Source organism: Nonomuraea sp. NPDC050153, from assembly GCF_044460125.1.
Lineage (GTDB): Bacteria > Actinomycetota > Actinomycetes > Streptosporangiales > Streptosporangiaceae > Nonomuraea.
The window spans coordinates 113,653-129,328 of record NZ_JBITJQ010000035.1 but is presented as its reverse complement, the minus strand read 5'-3'; the positions used below and the strand labels follow the sequence as shown (position 1 = coordinate 129,328).

Annotated in this window: 12 protein-coding genes and 2 pseudogenes; 4 read left to right on the top strand and 10 right to left on the bottom strand. The window is 65.2% G+C overall.

The features are described 5' to 3' along the window. Window positions 1-278: 278 nt before the first annotated feature. Both ACIBQ1_RS50340 and ACIBQ1_RS50335 read left to right on the top strand, forming a co-directional pair. Window positions 279-1,366: pseudogene (locus tag ACIBQ1_RS50340) on the top strand (IS110 family transposase); the annotation flags it as partial. 318 nt (window positions 1,367-1,684) lie between these two features. Next, on the top strand, window positions 1,685-2,281 hold the full coding sequence (locus ACIBQ1_RS50335; RefSeq protein ID WP_397289107.1) for a hypothetical protein: 597 nt from the start codon (window positions 1,685-1,687) through the stop codon (window positions 2,279-2,281). A 429-nt stretch (window positions 2,282-2,710) separates the two neighbouring features. Here the strand turns inward: ACIBQ1_RS50335 and ACIBQ1_RS50330 are convergent, their stop codons facing one another. The 3 genes and pseudogenes from ACIBQ1_RS50330 to ACIBQ1_RS50320 all read right to left on the bottom strand — a co-directional run. Next, entirely contained in the window at window positions 2,711-3,133 is a 423-nt protein-coding gene (locus ACIBQ1_RS50330; protein ID WP_397289105.1) for a hypothetical protein, read from the bottom strand. A 5-nt stretch (window positions 3,134-3,138) separates the two neighbouring features. After that, window positions 3,139-4,575 carry an NF041680 family putative transposase gene (locus tag ACIBQ1_RS50325; protein ID WP_397289103.1) on the bottom strand — a complete coding sequence of 479 codons (1,437 nt, stop codon included), beginning with the start codon at window positions 4,573-4,575 and terminating at the stop codon, window positions 3,139-3,141. After that, window positions 4,565-4,789: pseudogene (locus ACIBQ1_RS50320) on the bottom strand (replication initiator); the annotation flags it as partial. The pseudogene ACIBQ1_RS50320 and the gene ACIBQ1_RS50325, both read right to left, overlap by 11 nt. A gap of 430 nt (window positions 4,790-5,219) precedes the next feature. On the opposite strand from ACIBQ1_RS50320, the gene ACIBQ1_RS50315 reads away from it, so the two are divergent. Next, the gene (locus ACIBQ1_RS50315; protein WP_397289101.1) at window positions 5,220-5,807 is read left to right on the top strand and encodes an SMI1/KNR4 family protein; all 588 of its coding nucleotides are present in this window, start codon (window positions 5,220-5,222) and stop codon (window positions 5,805-5,807) included. Window positions 5,808-6,010: 203 nt separating this feature from the next. On the opposite strand, the gene ACIBQ1_RS50310 is transcribed toward ACIBQ1_RS50315, so the two are convergent. The 7 genes from ACIBQ1_RS50310 to ACIBQ1_RS50280 all read right to left on the bottom strand — a co-directional run bounded on the left by ACIBQ1_RS50310 (window position 6,011) and on the right by ACIBQ1_RS50280 (window position 13,967). Further along, window positions 6,011-7,321 (bottom strand): hypothetical protein, encoded by a 1,311-nt coding sequence (locus ACIBQ1_RS50310; protein WP_397289099.1) that lies wholly within the window; start codon window positions 7,319-7,321, stop codon window positions 6,011-6,013. Beyond that, complete coding sequence (locus ACIBQ1_RS50305; protein ID WP_397289097.1) at window positions 7,318-7,950, bottom strand: N-terminal phage integrase SAM-like domain-containing protein; 633 nt, start codon at window positions 7,948-7,950, stop codon at window positions 7,318-7,320. Before ACIBQ1_RS50305 ends, ACIBQ1_RS50310 begins: the two co-directional genes overlap by 4 nt. Next, window positions 7,950-8,132 (bottom strand): helix-turn-helix domain-containing protein, encoded by a 183-nt coding sequence (locus ACIBQ1_RS50300; protein ID WP_397289095.1) that lies wholly within the window; start codon window positions 8,130-8,132, stop codon window positions 7,950-7,952. The genes ACIBQ1_RS50305 and ACIBQ1_RS50300 overlap by 1 nt, the downstream gene beginning before the upstream one ends. Next, the gene (locus ACIBQ1_RS50295; RefSeq protein WP_397289093.1) at window positions 8,122-8,538 is read right to left on the bottom strand and encodes a replication initiator; all 417 of its coding nucleotides are present in this window, start codon (window positions 8,536-8,538) and stop codon (window positions 8,122-8,124) included. Before ACIBQ1_RS50295 ends, ACIBQ1_RS50300 begins: the two co-directional genes overlap by 11 nt. Window positions 8,539-9,384: 846 nt before the next feature. Continuing rightward, window positions 9,385-10,359, bottom strand: coding sequence for a DUF4360 domain-containing protein (locus ACIBQ1_RS50290; RefSeq protein ID WP_397289091.1), 975 nt, complete (start codon window positions 10,357-10,359; stop codon window positions 9,385-9,387). Window positions 10,360-12,441: 2,082 nt separating this feature from the next. After that, entirely contained in the window at window positions 12,442-12,933 is a 492-nt protein-coding gene (locus ACIBQ1_RS50285) for a hypothetical protein (RefSeq protein ID WP_397289089.1), read from the bottom strand. A 368-nt stretch (window positions 12,934-13,301) separates the two neighbouring features. After that, complete coding sequence (locus ACIBQ1_RS50280; RefSeq protein ID WP_397289087.1) at window positions 13,302-13,967, bottom strand: hemerythrin domain-containing protein; 666 nt, start codon at window positions 13,965-13,967, stop codon at window positions 13,302-13,304. 122 nt (window positions 13,968-14,089) lie between these two features. Between ACIBQ1_RS50280 and ACIBQ1_RS50275 the strand changes: the two genes are divergently transcribed. Beyond that, window positions 14,090-15,196 carry a LuxR C-terminal-related transcriptional regulator gene (locus ACIBQ1_RS50275; protein ID WP_397289085.1) on the top strand — a complete coding sequence of 369 codons (1,107 nt, stop codon included), beginning with the start codon at window positions 14,090-14,092 and terminating at the stop codon, window positions 15,194-15,196. The last annotated feature ends 480 nt before the right edge of the window (window positions 15,197-15,676 follow it).

Here is a 15,676-nt window from a genome sequence, read left to right as displayed (position 1 = left end):
GCCGCCTGCCACCGACGATGGAACGAGGTCACAGCAGTGTCCGTCACATGACCGCCGACACCCGCCACTCAGATTAACGATCTACAGCTGCCGTATCTGACTGACCTCGGGTCTTCAACGGGATCTGTCGGCTCAGGCCGGGAGGCGCTCACCTGCACCCACCGGACCTGGCGTTGTGACCTCATAGGAGCCTGGCCAGAGGCCCCTTCTCTGTCTTGTCCGCCCTGCCCGGCCGGTGCGTGCCGCCCTGCCCACCGGTCAAGAACGACAGGACGACGATGCCCTCCATTACACCCGACACCACCGCGATCGACGAAGTCGCCGGCGGAGTCGACACCCACCAAGACACCCACACCGCAGCCGTGATCGACCAGGTCGGCCGGGTGCTGGGCAGCGAGCAGTTCCCCGCCGACAGCACCGGATACGCCGCGCTCCTGACCTGGATGCGGTCGTTCGGCACGGTGACGGTCGTGGGCATCGAGGGCACGGGCGCCTACGGCGCGGGACTGGCCCGTTACCTGCGTCGGCAGGGGATGAACCTGGCCGAAGTCGACCGGCCCGACCGTAAGACCCGCCGTTTCCAGGGCAAGTCCGACCCGATCGACGCGATCCAAGCGGCCAAGGCGGCGCTCGCCGGGGACCGGACCGGCAGGCCCAAGCAGCGCGACGGCCGGGTGGAAGCCCTGCGCTGCCTGCGGATCGCCCGCCGCTCGGCCGTCGCCCAGCGTGCGGACGCCCAGCGTCAGATGAAGGGCCTCATCGTCACCGCCCCCGACGACCTGCGCACCCAGCTGCGCGACCTGTCCGTCAAGAAGCTCATCGAGACCTGCGCCGCCCTGCGTCCCGACCACACCCAGGCCCACGACCCGGCCACCGCGACAGTGATCGCACTGCGCTCCCTGGCCCGCCGCCACCAGCAGCTCACCACCGAGATCAACGACCTCGACGAGCTGCTGGAACCCCTCGTGGCCGCCATCAACCCCGCCCTGCTCGCCGTCCACGGCCTCGGACCCGACACCGCCGGCCAGCTCCTGGTCACCGCCGGGGAAAACCACGACCGGCTCGGCTCGGAAGCCGCCTTCGCCATGCTCTGCGGCGTCGCCCCGATCCCCGCATCGTCCGGCAAGACCCACCGGCACCGCCTCAACCGCGGCGGCGACCGCCAAGCCAACGCCGCCCTCTACCACATCGCCCTGGTCCGCCTGCGCTGGGACCCGCGCACCCGCGCCTACATGGAACGACGCACCCAAGACGGCCTGTCCAAGAAGGAAATCATCCGCTGCCTCAAGCGCTACATCGCCCGTGAGCTCTACCGCATCATCACCAAGAACGATCACGATCGCCCCGCTTGACATCAATAGGAGCATCCGCTGGTGTCCGCTACCCGACCAGGATGATCGGTCCGCCTGAAAAGCGGTCGATCCCTGAGGTGTCCAAGCCTCTGCCCACACAGCGTTCGGTTTCTCTCTGGTTGCTCCGGCTACTAACCTTTGCCGAATTGCGCTCATATAGATCAAGCGGCGGCGCTGCGCGCCGCCGACGGCCCTCCGCCGCCCGCCGCCCGGGCGTGCGGCCTGGGGGCCGGTCCCGGGCGGCAGCGGCCCGGGCCGTCGTTTAGAAGCCCGCGCAGGAACGACCGAATAACACGTGGGCCATATCCGCAAGCAGGTGCAAACTGGGCCTCATGCCTCCAGCCAGCCTCAGTGAGACGGAGTACCTGCGTCACATCGAACTGCTCGCCCGCGATGTCATACACGCCGCAAACGAAGAAGGATGGTTGACCTACGACCGCGAGGCGACACCCGCCACCGCTCTCCACCGAGTCGTGAACGAACTGGCACGTCAGATCCGCCACTACCACTTCAGCGGAGACGGCTGCCTGGAAGACGATCTCCCGCCTATGAAGCTCGCAGGGATCGTTCTCCTCCGCCCGAAGGCGATCCCCCCGGACATGGAGGGGACCTACGAAGAAATCTGCACCCGGCTGGGGATACCTCCGACAGCGGACGGCTGGGCCGTCTGGAACACCTGGGCCGACGATCAGCAACCCATCTCCATCATCCTGGCCGACACCGATGGAACCGAAGGCATACTCCTCAACTGGGCCCACGGCATCGAGGTCTACCCATCCGCACCATTGCCGGCCCAAGTCGTCATGACCCGGCAAGGATGGCTCACACCCATGGCGCTCTCTCCCCTCAGCGCCCGAAAGCTCGGCATCACCCGGCCTCCCTATTGGACGCCCAATGCCTCCGGCGGGGGCACTCCAGCTCCGGGATGATCGCCGCTTCGCAGGGGCGGGACGTAAGCGGCTGAGGTGGAAGCCTGATCATCCCGTCCACCATCGACCCGGGACAAGCCGAGCAGACCAGGGCCTGCTTCCCCTTCGGGCGGGACGACGGCAGACGGGAGGATCAGGCGGGTAGGGTGCGCGTGTCGCGCAAGAACACCAGGTCGCGGGTTGATCGCCGTGCCATTAGCGTGCCATTAAGGGCGGTCAATAGGGGTCAGTCACGGCCACTGGCGGACTGTCTGTCGCTCAGGTCGAGGCCGTGGCCCTCGAAGGTCAGGCCGATTTGCAAGCAGGAAGTCAGGAGTTCGAATCTCCTAGGCTCCACAGCAGGTCGAAGGCCACTCCCCATGATCGGGAAGTGGCCTTTTCGATCTTGAACAGCTGCAAAGTACAGCTACGGCGACAACTCACTCTGATTTATGCGTTCGGCTCTCGTGAGAGGGAGTCGACGAAGGCCTCGGCTTCTGATTGGCTGATGTCCTCGGTGCTGCGCGCAAGGAAGACGGCCTCTTTTCGGTTGCCGGCTTCGATCAGCTTGCGAACCCTGGTGGACAGGTCGCCATCGTCGAACACGGGGAAGCCCGGCAGGACCCCACCATCGCGCAGAACCTGTGCGACTTCCACCGCGGTTCGCCGGGATACCTGGGATTCCTTGCGGATCAGCTCTACAGCGCCGCGGAACTTGCCCGCCTCCATGAGGTCGTGGGCTCGGACCTGAACGTCGACAGGGGTGATGTGGTCTAGGCCGACGTAGATGCGCACCACCTTGCGCCGTCCTATCCACCTGCGGATCTCGATCCCGATGATCAGTAGCAGCAGGACAAGGAGAATCGACTCCACCGTGTCTAAGCTTGACGTTTAACCTGCCTGCCGCTGGCGTTCAGCGAGTGTGGCGGCGCGTGTGACGGTCTTGCCTGGCTCGTAGCGGGGTGCGCGGCTCCGGTTGGCTGATCCCCGCGGGCGTCCGGGACCGGGCACGGCTGGTTCGGTGCACTGGCGGGCAGTGGCAGCCGTCCGCGGAGGTTGCGAAACCCTCTGCGGACACGGGCCGGGGTAAGCCGCTCAACCGGGCAGGGGCGCTCCCAAGGGCGGCGAAGATCGACCGCGAGCGGGCGGGCCAGGCGCAGTTGGGTGTGTGCGACGATGACCAGCCAGGTCCACAGGTCGGCCGCGTGCGGATTGCGGATCTTGGGCGTGGTCCAGCCGAGGGTCTGCTTGAACATTCTGAATGTGTGCTCAAGATCGAATCTGCGAAGGAATGCTTGCCAGAGCCGGTCCAGGTGCGCGGCGGTGATGCTGATCGCCGAGCTCCAGAGCCACAGCGGCTTGGGGGCACGCTCGCCGGGCAGGTACTCGACCTGCAGGCGGATCAGCGTGCCCTCGATGACGGGCAGGTCGCCCACGTGGTCGATCCAGGCCGAGCGGCGGCCCAGCCGGTGGTGCAGCCGATCCCAGCACATGGTGGTGGCGTTGCCGTAGCAGCTGGTCTGGGTCGCGGTGCGGTGCTGCGGCTCGCCCCAGGTGGATTCATCCTTGAGCCGGAACTCGCCGCCGTGCTTGGGCGGGCGGCCACCGGCGGGGCTGGCCAGCAGAAACTCCCGACGCGAGGGCGCCGCTCGGAGCAGCACACGATCGCTGCGCAGTCGTCCGAGCACTTCGACGGGCAGATCGGCCAGCAGGAAGGCCAGGCGGGCGATGTCGTAGCCGGCGTCGAAGACGATGAGGATGGCGAGGTCGTCCTCGCTCCAGTGCCCGGCGCCGATCAACCGGATGACCAGGTCACGCACCTGGGCGGCGGTGACAGCGACCTCATCGTCGTCCGGGCGCAGCCGGACGGCGCCCAGCACCGCGGTCCAGGAGGTGCGGCCGGTCTCCAGCGCGGCGATCACCGAGTACGGCCAGCCCGGGATCATCTCGTGCTGGTTCTTGCCGCGCCCGTAGGTGTGGCAGAACAACCGGTCCGCGCTGGTGGGGGCGCCGGGACGCAACCACGGGCTGACATCGACGGCCAGCACGATCCGCCCGCCCGCCGCGCGCGGCAACGGCAGGGCGGCCAGCGTCTGCCGCAGCCGGTTGATCTCGATGCTTCCGTGATTGATCGCGTCGTACAACAAGCCGTGCCCACGCCGATGCTCGGGCGCCAACTCCTGCTGCAATACGGTGATGTACTCGACCAGGGAGCTGGCCGGGATCAGGCGGCAGCGGCCCTGCTTGACCGATCGGAGGCGGCCCGAGCGCTGCATGGCGTCCGGGACGCGGTAGAGCTGGGTGTCATCGGGCATGGCGGACTTCTGGTGCGAGGGAAGCGGCCAGTGCGGATTCGCCAGGTGTGAAGCCTTGTCCGGCGTACTGCCAGTGGCCAAGGACGAAGGCGGTCTCCGGGTCGTACGGCAGACGTGCACGGGTCCAGTCGACACGGGCCTGACGTAGGTCGCCGAGAGTGGTGGAGTAGGCGCGGCTCTTGGTGGAGAAGTGGCCGCGGAAGCCGAGCATGTGGGCCCTAGTCGCGGAGCCTTAGGTGTGCGAGGTCCGGGTGCGCGGCCGGATTGCCGAGTGCCCAGGCGGTACGGATGAGGCGGGCCGGGTGGTCGGCGATGTCGAGGCGGTGGAGTTGAAGGATGGTTGCGCTGGTCAGGGGCTGGTCGAGGGTGCCTGAGGTCTCGGCGGCCTGCTGCGCGCGCTACTGGTGCTGACCCACAGCGAATCACCCGGTGACAGACGATCACGAGCCATGATCAGGCGTCACCACCTGCCCGAACACCGCCAAGCGAACTCAGACAAGGGGTATGACCTGCGATTTCAGGATGGAATTAGCTCAATGGATGAACAGCGGGAACTTCCCTGAAGTGAACATGAACACGGCCCAGGCGCCGGTGGTCACCAGGGGCCGCCGTTTGCTGTGTGCTGCAAGCGCAGAAAGCCACTCGTGACGGGTATCTTCTTCACCATGAGTGCCCAATACGCATGGTCTGAACGCTTCCCTGGAAGGCGTCCGGCGGCCGAAGGCCCCGATCGCCCAGCATCGAATACTGACAGCGATCTGCGTCCCCCGGCTGCCGAGGCAGAGGTCCGCCGGCTCGAAGAGCGATTGGGCATGGAGCTGCCGGCGAGTTACCGGCAGTTTCTCCTGTTCGCCAACGGGTGGGGCAACGACGATGACTGCTGCCTGCTGCGTGTCGAGGAAATCGGCTGGCTTCGTGATGTCGACCCCTCGGTCGCCGAGAGCTGGTCGGAACCCAAGCCCGAGAATTCATGGAGCGTGCCCGACGAGCTCTACTTCGTCTACGGACGCGAGCAGGTCTCCGGCGACATGAGAGGGGAGTATGTATCCGACACCCTTCTGGCCGGGTATTGGGACGATGGAGTCGTTCTCCTCAACCCCCACGTCAAAACTCCTGAAGGTGAGTGGGAAGCCTGGTATCTCGCGCCATGGCTGGCCGGCGCCAGGCGTTACACGTGTTTCTGGGACCTGATAGCGGACCAGCTCAAAGTCGGCACCGATGGGGTGCGCTAGATCGTGCCAAGTCGGGGCCGGGAGATGTAGTCGTCAGAGTGCTGGTCGATGGTGGGTCAGGGCATCACGTAGAGGGGATGGGCAGTCGATTGGCGGCCGTCGTGGGCCGTAGGAGCCTGGAGCGCAGCTTGCCGACTGTGGCCGCGCTTGAGTGCCGGGTTGAGATTGATCTCGGACTCGGCACCCAAGCGTCGCGCCGATAACTACTCGATCATCACCCAGAAAGAGTTCTCATTGCCGACTCGGAATTCGGCGTAGAATCTTTTCAGCGCATTGCCCTGGTCTCGGTTTTGCTTTGCGTTGAGCGCCCGAATCGAGAAGTCCCACTCAGTGCTCGCGGCTCCCTCCAAGGTGGCCGCGAATGGATACTCGTCGCAGTTCAGGTCCTTCCACCTGGCCCCGGGGGCAGTGTACTTCTCCTCCCATTGATAGTATTTGCAGTAGTTACTGGACGGGTCGTCCGGCCATTGATAGTCCTTCTCGTTGCCGCGGTCGGCAACGAATGCGCGTCTTGAGAAGACGAGCCGGTTTTCTGTATTTTTTTCATCGCTGGTGGTCCTGTGCAGCGGTTCGCCCGCATCGCTCCCGACAGGAGCCGCCCAGTTCCCGGGGATGCGCTTGGGCTGCTCAGTGCCAAGGATGGCCTTCTTCGGCGGATTCGGGACCTCGAACTCCCCTGGGCGTTTAGGCGGGTAAGTACTCTTGTTCGTCGCGGGGTTGAGAGCATCCTTGATGTGCAGGGCCACCTCTGGAAACTCCGTGCCACTCTTCGTGGACATAACGAATACGCGTTTCGACCTGGTGTTGATACAGCCGCCGACGCGATCCTCGACCTGCGGGTCGCCCGCGCCGAACGCGAGGCTGTCGCAGCGGAAGTGGGGCATCCACCGCTTCCAACCCGCGGGCACACCGTTACCCTCGCGTGCGACGCCGACCCACTCACCCCTGACGTCAATGACCTTCTGGCTGAAGAGGGGCAGACGCAACCACTCGGACCCGGATTCGGTGTAGAACACGACCTCGGGATGGAACGCGCAGGTGACCACGCCCGGATCATCAATGTTCGTTCGAATGTTGAAGATATCGAACGGGCTGGATTGCCAGGTAGAAATGTCCTTCTTCTTCTCGCCGTCGCCGGTGGTGCAGCCCTCGTCTGTGAGAGGAGGATCCGGAATATATAGTCTCGTTGTGATGGGCAGGTCATTGAGCTGGTTTCCAGGTTTGATCACCTGCCCGTCTTCACCGATGAGCGCGAAATCATCGAGCTGGATGAACATCTTCATGTCCGTCGGCTTGATGCCGGTTCCGGCTCCGCTCACCACGCCGGTCCCGGTTGCGTTTCCGAGATAGCTGTGGATGACCACCGTGGCCCGGAAGCGGAGGGCGAGGTCTTCATCGAACGGCTCAGCCATCTGCTTGCAGGCCCAATTGAGGATCGGATTCTTCTTGAACGCGCTCTTGCAGCCGGCTTTGATCAATCTGCCGCTCGACTCGTCCTCTATGTAGTCGTTCACTTGGAGGTAGGAGGACCAGCAGGAGTTGTACGGCAGCTCACGGATTCGCGCATCGTACTCGCCATGCCCGGTTTCGCTTCCGCTGACCTGGCATGTTTGCAGATTGATCCGACTGCGCAGCAGTGTTGACGGCGCTTTGGGTTGCTGTGGATCTTCGGGCGGGCTGCGTCTTTGCCCTGGTCGCAGCATTGGCACGAGCGCCGTAGCTTGTTCACCCAGGTTTGGACGTCTCGCACGGTCAGCTTGTCGAGCCGCTTGGGGCCAAGGGCGGGTGTGATGTAGAGCCGGGCGAACATCTCGTAGTTCGCGGCGGTCTTGGGGGCGAGGTTGGGTTCCACGACGTTGGTGAGCCAGTAGGCGAGGTAGTCCGAGAGCTTCGGCGACTTGGTAACCACCGGTCCCTTGCCGGCGAGTTCGTGCAGTTTGAGCCACTTCTCGTGAGTCTCCTCGCGGGTCTTGCCGTAGGCCCACTTGCGGGTCTTCTTGCCCTCGGGCGTGGTGACCCAGACGTAGCCTGCCCAGCCGTTCTTGTACGGGAAGATCGAACCTTCGTTGTTGGCACGACTACGACGGCTTTTACGAGGGCGCTTGGGCTCTTCGGGTGTGGCGAGTTCGGTCTTGACGGGCATCAGGCGACCTCCTCGCAGAGCCGGGTTACGTAGTCGTTGAGGGCGGTCACGGGGATGCGACGGCAGCGGGTGCCGACGACGATCGAACCCAGCTCGCCGGAGCGGATGAGGTTGTAGACGGTCCAGCGGCTGACCTTCAGCGCGGCCATTGCCTGCGGGATTGTGAGCAGTTCAGAGGTCATGTATGCCTCCGAGCTGGGTGCCGGTGATGGCGGCGGCGAGGAGTTGGTCTCCGAGGGAGTGGCCTTTGCCTGCGTACTCCCATTCGCTGATGACGAGGACGGTGTCTTCGTCGAAGAGGGGGAGGCAGCCGGTCGTGATGTCGTTGAGGCGGGCGTGGTGTTCGCGGTCAGCGCGGATGTCGCCGAGGGTGGTGGAGTAGTGGCGGGAGCGGGTGGAGAAGTGGCTGCGGAAGCCGAGCATGTGAGCCCAGTCGGCGAGGCGGAGTTCGGCCAGGTCCGGTTCGGTGCCGAGCTGCATGCAGGTGATGATGAGGCGGCGGGCGTGATCGCGCAGGGCTACATGCGCAGCCATAGTCGAACGCCTTAAAGAGTCTCTTGCGTCTTCTCCACGCCTCGCACTGATCAACTCTGGTCGCAGAGAAGTTGACCATGAAACCCGTGGTTGCGGGCCAAAGCGGGCCTCGTCACTGCTGGTTCACTTGAGGGCAGGGTGACCGCTATCGATGGCGGCCTATCTGCAGTCATCCTCTGTCGCGTTGGCGAGGCGGTGGCACTAGAACTCGCCGCGTGACAACTTACTTGGAAATGCCTGTTTACAGCGCTTCCCGATTGCAAGTTGATTCTCTTGATATATGAGTGATCAAAGTGATAGAAATAGACTCAATCATTAGGATCTCCGGGTGGAGGCCTCGCGCCGATCTCCGTGCTCAGAGACGGCCGCCCCTGCTAGAGGGGTCTCGCGGACCTGAATGACCCAAGAGGATGCACCGAATGAGAGCGGTGGCCTGGAGCGAAAGCGAACGGCCCCCTGCGGGAACAGGGAGCCGCTCTCATGCCCGATCCCGTCAGTTAGGATGCGACGCCCTGAGGAGCTCAGTGATAAAACCTCCGCAGGAAGGGCCATCGCCACTGCCGCTCCGCTGGGCTGTCATCCTCTTCGTGAGTTCCGTCGCTGGTGTATGGCTGGGTACCGCAACTGCGAACGTAGCAGCTGGGATTGGCACAGCTCTCGTGGTGGTCGGAGTCCTTCACACGATCCTCGGCCGATGTCGTGGCGCCCTGGTTGGGGCGTCACGACATGGTTACGAAGGCCCCCAGCTGTCGATTATTCGCGGCTTTCGCCCCGGTGTCCTTGGTCGGGCCGGGAGCGAGGGGCCCGTACGCTGGCCCGGCGGGTCGCGCAGGTTCCTTCCTGCCCGCAAGTGTCCGACCTGGGTCCCCTCACTTCGGGAGCCGGCGCGGCCAGGGTGACTCAGCAGGAGGTGGTCGTCTCGGCTATGCAGGAATCGGTGCCCGGCCCGCCGTTAGCGGTGTCGGTGCCCGGCCCGCCGACGATCCGGTCGTTGCCGGCTTCGCCGTCGAGGGTGTCGTTGCCGTCGTCGCCGCTGATGTCGTCGTCGCCGTTGCCGCCGAAGACGGTGTCGTTGCCGGCACCGGCGGAGACCCGGTCGTTGCCCGCGAAGGGGAGGATGACGTCGTCGCCGCCCAGCGCGACGATACGGTCGGCGAACGGTGACCCGCAGATGACATCGGCGCCCGAGGTGCCGAGGATGGTCTGCCCCGAGATGGCGGTGCGCCGGTCGATGGTGCAGCCCGGTCCGTTTTGGAGCGTCCCGTCGACACTGCTGGTGTTGAAGAAGCCGCTGCCGGTCTCTGCGGGGTTGTTGGTGAGGACTAGGCCCGTTTCCCCGTTTAGCGCGCGGGTTGCGCCCTGTGCCGACGCCACGTCGTCGTGAAGCAAGATCTGGTCGGAGAAGAGGTACGCGTCGTCGTGTGGCCCCGAGATCTGCGAGCGAACCGACTGAGCCGGGACGGGAGCACCGCGGAAGTCGTAGCTTGCGCTCTGCGTCGCGCTCATCCCTGCTTGGTCCATGAGCGCGTAGCCCTGGTAGGAGAACTTGGCGGTGGAAAGCGATGTCCCCGGCGGCGTATGCACGTTCAGCGAGAGCGTGCATTCCTTATCCGAAGTATCACCACCAGGTTCGATGAGCGTCTCGTATGAGCTGAATGTAACGGTGAACGACTTCCCGTCGGGGCTGATCGCCGCCTCCCATGTCCCGGGCGGGCACCCGTTTCCGTTCGCACTGACGCTCGAGATGTATGCCTCGGCCGGGTTGGGGGCAGAGGATGCCGCGACCGCGGGCGTCATGACTGCTGCGGTGAGGACGGCGGCGGCGAGTGTACCTGCGGCCAGTTTGGGGAGTGCGTTGCGCATGATGAATGGCATAGGGCATTCCTTTCCGTGGTGAGCGTTCCGAGCGAGAACGTCAGGTAATTTCCTGAGGCTCGTTGACCTGTGTCAGATCGAGCTCGTGAATGGTGTCGCGGTAGCGCGGATGCCGGAGTTGTTCTTTTTCTTATAGGCCCACACCGCTGCGATAGTGCGATAAGGGAGATACCCCAGCGTCAATCATAAAAGACGCACGCACGTTTATAAGCGGGCAAATAATCAGCAAGGAGCGAAAAGAGGGAGTGTCCTTGATGTCCAAATATCCACCATTAAAATGGATATTATCCTGACGTGTAGCTCCCGAAAGATCCGATTCGCGTAGATATGCCATGATTCCGAGAATCTGGCCCCTGGCGCGGCGGTAGGCCGGGGCAGCAACCGCAGCAGCAACCGCGCCACCTCCGCAGGGTCAGCTGCACGTGATGGCGACGTGGAAGCTTACCAGCGACGTGAACTCTGGCTGGACCACACCTGTGAAGATGACGACTGGCACTCTGTCGCGCCCACGCGTGTTGACAGTTCTCCGCCTCACCGACGGACGGCTACAACTCGTCGGCGCCAACGACCAAAGCTCATCACTACGTGGAAAGCCACCACCGACCCCAATGCGGCATGGACGCTATGGCAGGAATTTCCGGCCCCGGACCCGGTGCGGACAGTAAGCGTTCTAGGAACAAGTTCCATCTCGGATGGGCGACCGGTTATTTTTACCACCAACAAGAACGGCGAGCTGCATAGCTTCCACAAGAAGACAACTCACCCAGACGCAGCCTGGTCATCATGGAGCTCATGGTCCGGGCCGGCGCTCCTGGCCATGACCGCCGCACAGCTCAACGACGGGCGCATTCAAATTTCGGCGTGGGCAAGGACAACGACCTGGGGTGCTGATGATCTTCCGAATAGCTCATGGGCTCCGTGGACAACACATCCTATGCCTTGATTCATGAGCGCTTAGGTGCGGTGTCGATCGTGCGGGAGGGGCGGGCAGGCGCCGCAGGCCGGCCCTGACATGGGCACCTGAGCCCGGCGCCATCCGCAGGTGCGCCGCTACTTCTGGACGGCACTGCCGGCAGGACTGTACGAAGTCGCGGCCGTCCGTGCCTTCTCGGGTAACCCAGCCTCCATCGCTCCCGACATGCAGGCACTGGCAGTTCGGGAACGACCGGAGTACTTCATCCACGAGTCACCGCACCGCCCTCACGCCCCGTTCCCCTGCGCCGCGGACGCCGAAGCCCTCCGCCGTGCATGGCTGAGGGCGATCGACGATCCAAGGTTTGTTCCTCACCCTGGCTCACCGAGCAACGTCGCTGGTCATCTCGCGCATATCGAGGCATCGGTGTCGGTCACGCAACCATATGCACGCCGTCCATGCCGCCTCGATACCCGATTCGGCGGAGCCGGGATCGCGACAGCTAATCCTGGATTGCCCACGCCTCCAGAGAAAGCCAGTGAGACGGGTCGTCCATCGCCTCAGCCGGTAGGAAGACTGGTCGTGTGAGCAGATAGTCGCCTGCCCGCTGCACGCCTACCACCGCACCGAGGGAAATTGAGCCCGGTTCGCCTGTGTTCGTATGGCCGAGTTCCTCATAGGGGGTCGCAGCTGGCGGCACGGTTCTCCATCCATTGCTCTGTCTCTGAGGGAACACGGCCGACCAGGGCAGTGCCAGTCCGCGAAGACCTGCCGCCCTCGAAGGGCGTCAACCGAAACGGCCTTGAGCTTCTCCTCTGGGCCGTAGTAGAGCGTCAGGCCGGCCTCCCGGTACTTGGCCATCTCCACAAGACCGTCCCGGTACTGCGGGCGCGTCGTGATGCCCCCGAGCGCGGCAGTCACCTCACTGGGACTCATCCCGAAGTGCAGCGAGGCCGTTGCTTCTGCAGCACTGGCAGGCGCGCCGGACCCACCCGGCCCGCCTCGGAGCGACTCCTTCCATCGCGCCTGATGCGCGTCCACGATCCGCCCTCGGAACTCCGGCGCCACATGCGAACAGACGCCACGGTGTCCTGCGCCGCAGGATCTGCCTGGCCAGGCAGGCAGCGGTGCTGAGGTCGGCGTCATGCCCGGCCTCAGCACCGCGCGGATCAGGCGCTCGCCTGGGTGCAGGTGGCCACCAGGGTCACGGACTTGGTGTTCGCGCTCGTGGTGGCGTTGGTGAAGTCGGTGGTGGCCCAGCCGGGTGTCTGGTCGGGAGCGAACTGCTGGGCGTTGGTCATGGTGACGGCGGTGGCGTCGTAGGTGGGCCGGACGCTGCTCAGGACGGGGGTGTCTTCGGGGCAGGTCACGAGCAGGGTGTTCGGGGTGCCGTCGGGCGGCAGGTTCTTCAGGGCCATGAAGGGCGGTCCGGAGAAGGAGGCGTTGGGGTCCGAGGTGCAGGTGACGGTGAGGTCGAAGTTGAGGTCGTTGAAGTTGGGTGGCCAGGTGAACCATTCGGCGTGGGTGTTGGTGATGGTGATGGAGTTGAAGGCGTTCCAGCCTGCGTAGCCGGTGACGTTCGCGTCCACGATGCGGTAGCTCGGCGTTCCCCCATGGACCCGGTTCACGGAGAACCCGACCGACTGGACGTAGGGGACCACGCTGTTGCAGCGGGCGTAGAGCTCGCGTGTGATCGTGGGCGCGACCTGGGTACGGAACGATTTGGTGGAAGTACGCGGCGAGTCGGCCAGCGCGTCGGGACAGGCAGCACCAGGCAGGCGCCGGCAACCACGGCCAGGACGGTCGCGGCGCTGCGGCCGAAGTGGTTCTTGCGCATGGGAAACACGGCTCCTTAATGGGAACGCGAGGTCGTGTGCGCGGCATTCGGGCAGGCCGAGCATCATCAGCCGCACCGGCGGCGACCTGTCGGGTGCTTGGATCTGAGATATCTCGTCGGTGCGGAGCACCACGGCCTTCTCGGGCGGATGGTGGTACTGGCCGACGATGTCGATGGGTTCTGCCTCGGCGCTCAGCCGGCCGGTGCCGCCGAGACGAGGGCATGGAGCGCGGCTGCGTCGTCGGCGCCGAGCACACGGTCGCCGATGGCGAGGACGCCCTCCACCACTTCGGGCGGTGCTGTGTCGGCCATCCGCCTGACGAGCCCGGCGCGGGTCGGCCGGTCGAGCGACGGCAGCATCAGTTCCAGACTGATCGCCTGGATCTGCGGTGTCATCTCGGCCATGAACGCCGCGCGCGCTGCGGCGATCTCCTCGTCGGTGCAGCGTGCCCAGATGCGCGGCATCACCACGGTCTCCTCCTCGTGTAGATGCGGGAGGTAGGCCGCCACGAATCTGGCCAGATCGCGGTAGAAGCCGAGCCCGGCCGCTGGATCGGGCCGGACGACGAGCGCGTCGAAGCCCTCGGCCAGATGCTGCAGCAACTCCTCCTGGTCCACGTGCTGCTCGGCGATCGCCTCGGTGGCCTGGTGCTCGTACGGGTCGAGGATGCGCAGGATGTGCCGTTCCTCGTGCTCGGTGTGCGACTGCAGCAGCGCCAGCAGGGGCCGCCACCGCGCCGCCAACTGCTCGACGTCGGCGGCATCGGTCCAGTCGGTGGCGCCCGCCTGCATCGTGACCTCGAACAGGCCCCGGCGCAGTGCCTTGTGAATGTGGGTGAACAGGTCGTCCCGTTCCATGTGCGGCTCCCTCACGGTTCGTCTCGATCGGATGCCGAAAACCTAGGAAGAGGCCGCCGGTGAGCGGTATCCCGTAAACACGGGGGTGGCGAGACGGACCACGTACCGGCGATCCTTCGAACATGGACCTGCACGAAGGACTGCGCCGGCTCGCGGTACGGGGCGGCGACCTCACCGAGGTGCGCACGGAACTCGACCGGCTGCTGCGCCGGGCCATCGGGTACGACATCGCGGCGATCTCCACTGTCGATCCGGCGACCCTGCTGTGGACCAGTTGCTTCGTCACCGGGATCGGGCTCGAAGGCGGCGCCGAGCGCGAGCGGATCATCTTCGATCTCGAGTTCCGCGACGCCGACCTCAACGGTTATGCCCGGCTGGCGAACGCCGCCGTACCTGTCGCGGGCCTGCACCAGGCCACCGGTGGCCGGATCACCGAGGCGGCACGTTACGAACCCCTCCTGCGCGAGCTCGGGGTCCGCGACGAGGCCCGCGTGATGCTCCGATCCCGCAACGGCTGCTGGGGATCGCTGACGCTCTACCGGTGCACGCCGTCCCCGCCGTTCGCGCCGGCCGAACTCGCGGCGCTGACCGGAGCGGTCTCTCCCATCGCGGATCTGTTCCGGCTGACCCTGCTCCGTGCGGCCCTGGAAGTCACCGAGGGGATCGAACAGCCTCCCGGAATGCTGCTCGTACGCTCCGGCGGCGAGGTCGAGACGCTCAGCACCCAGGCGCGCACGTGGCTGGAGGCCATCGACGATCGCGGTCGGATACCGAGTGCCGTCCGGTCCGTCGTAGCCGCCGCCCAGGCCGGGAACGGCCCGGCCACAGCGGCCCTGCCGACCCGCGGCGGACGATGGGTGGTCCTGCACGGTTCGCCGATCGAGGGTTCCGTGGACCAGGTGGCCCTCATCATCGAAGGGGCACGTCCCATGGTGCTCGGCCAGATCATCGCCAGAGCCTACGATCTGACCTCGCGCGAGCGCGAGGTGACGGCGCTGGCCGCGCAGGGGCGCAGCACCCGCCAGATGGCGGCGGTCCTCGGCATCTCGCCGTTCACGGTACAGGACCATCTGAAGGCGGTCTTCGCCAAGACCGGAACACACAGCCGGGGCGAGCTGGTGGCCTCACTGCACACCCACCACTACGCTCCGCGTACGGCGGCGGGGACGCCCCCGAGCCCGTACGGCTGGTTCCTCGACGACGGTGTTCCGGCCGCCGCGACCGGCTGAACGACGGCCGCCCATCCGACCACCCGGACATCACCCCGTCCGATCGGCGTCCGGACGAACTCGGGTAGCCGCGATGCACTACTCGAATCCGTTCCACTCCAATACCTCGGAAAACGCGGCTTCGCCCTCCTCGCCGAATGCTGGACAACAATCAAACACACCAGCCTCAGCTCCAGCAGATTCGTCGACCTCGTCGCCGCAGCCCACGCCCTCACCCATTTCGAACACCGACTGGTCTGTGGGTCGGAGGCTGACGTGGTGGCGTAATTGGCGGTAGGGCTCGGGGCCGTACAGCAGAGGAGTACAGCAATACGACCGGACTGTGACCGACGAAGACAGCCGGTCGCACACGCTCCAGCAGGGCGGGAAAGCTCGTACCGCTTGATCGGCTCCCGTTTGCAAGCAGGAAGTCAGGAGTTCGAATCTCCTAGGCTCCACCCCAGATAAAGGCCACTACCCGTGGACGCAACCAGGTGTTCA